Annotated in this window: 2 protein-coding genes; both read left to right on the top strand. The window is 42.2% G+C overall.

Features of this window, described 5'->3' with window-relative positions; genetic code table 11:
* Positions 1-115: 115 nt before the first annotated feature.
* On the top strand, positions 116-1,114 hold the full coding sequence (gene nadA / locus WA010_RS05045) for a quinolinate synthase NadA (protein ID WP_422556057.1): 999 nt from the start codon (positions 116-118) through the stop codon (positions 1,112-1,114).
* Between the two features lie 162 nt (positions 1,115-1,276).
* A complete protein-coding gene (locus WA010_RS05040) occupies positions 1,277-1,651 on the top strand; it encodes a hypothetical protein (RefSeq protein WP_422556056.1) in 375 nt (124 codons plus the stop codon).
* The last annotated feature ends 4 nt before the right edge of the window (positions 1,652-1,655 follow it).

Genomic DNA, 1,655 nt, shown 5'->3' with positions numbered 1-1,655 from the left:
CTGAACATTGAGGTTAAATAAAAAATCCATAATAGGTGACTCTTTGTTGGTAAATTTTGGATGGTATTATATTTCAAAAGATATAATAACATCCTAATGAGAGTAAGGAATGATTTTGAATACTAGTGCAGAAGAATTAAAACAAAAAATTATTGATCTTAAAAGCCGTCTCAGCGTCACCGTTGTCGCCCATTTTTATCAGCGCGATGAAGTGTTTGAGATGGGGGATATTACGGGAGATTCGCTCGAACTCGCGAAACGTACGATGGCGGATGATAAAGAGTTCGTTGTCTTCTGCGGTGTCGGATTTATGGGGCAAAGTGTCAAAATCCTCAGCCCCCACAAACGGGTCGTGATGCCAAAAGTTGCCTGTTGTGCGATGGCAAAAATGATTGATGGCCTCTATTACGATCAATCGATCCAAAAGCTCGAAGATGCAGGGATCAAAGCGGACGATATCCTTCCGATCACCTATATCAACTCCGATGCAGCGGTAAAAGCCCGCGTCGGGAAAATGGGAGGGATGGTCTGCACCAGTTCCAATGCCAAAATGATTATTACCAACGCACTTGCCGAGGGGAAAAAGATACTTTTCGTCCCTGATCGCTGTTTGGGACAAAATATCGCCAATATGATGGGGCTGAAATCGTGCGTCATCGGAGACGGTAGCGATCCCAAAGAAGCCGACATCATTTGTTACGACGGATTTTGCTCGGTGCATCAGCTTTTCAGTGTCGATGACATCGAGTTTTATCGCAACAAATATCCCGACATTTTGATCGCCGTTCACCCTGAGTGCGACCCTGCTATCTGTGATCGTGCCGATTTCGTCGGTTCGACGTCGCAACTCATCAAATACATCATGGAACTCCCTGCTGAGCAAAAAGTGGCGGTAGGGACGGAGTTTAATATGGTCAATCGCCTTCGACCAAGTAATACCTATATTCTCTCCTCCACCAAACCCGAATGTCCGACGATGAATGAAACGACGTTGGAAGATTTGTATAATGTCCTTAAATCGATCGAGGACGGTGCCCCGATCAACGAGATCGAAGTGGATGAGGATACGGCGTATTGGGCGAAAATCGCATTAGAGAGGATGATGGCGTTATAGTAAATTTTCGTTCGTGGTGAGCTTGTCGAACCATGAACTTTTCTCACCCTTCGACAGGCTCAGTGCGAACGGGAATTTTGCTCCCTTTTGTAATTTAATCTTAGAAAAGTGAAGATTGAATACATGACCCCTTTTTGATTTTTTGATTTTGGAAGTATGAAGATGGATATACGAGTAGGCAGATACCTTATTTACGGGTTAATTGATCCTAGAGACAGAAGTTTATGTTATATTGGAAAAACTCATAAACGTCGAGAATGGCGTTTAGCAGAACACATTAATCATGCTTTAGAAAATGATCAACGACCTGTTTACGATTGGATTAGGGAGTTACTAATTGAGAATTTAGAACCTGAGATTTTCGTTTGGAAAAAAATTAGCCCTGATTTGTCGTGGCGTGATGCCGAAAAAGAAGCTATAGTTTTTTGGAAAAACATTTCATTTGAATTGCCTTACATTCATCCACCACAAACAAAAAAAAGCAGTGCTACAGAAATTCAGCGTGTCTGTCTATTAAATGCAACAAACGGTGGTTAATAAT

This window comes from Sulfuricurvum sp. (genome assembly GCF_049305995.1).
GTDB lineage: Bacteria > Campylobacterota > Campylobacteria > Campylobacterales > Sulfurimonadaceae > Sulfuricurvum.
This window is presented reverse-complemented; position numbering and strand designations above follow the sequence as displayed.

What these genes read in the sequence shown, in the direction of transcription:
- WA010_RS05040 (WP_422556056.1), top strand. Translation starts at nt 1,277, where the DNA reads ATGGATATACGAGTAGGCAGATACCTTATTTACGGGTTAATTGATCCT.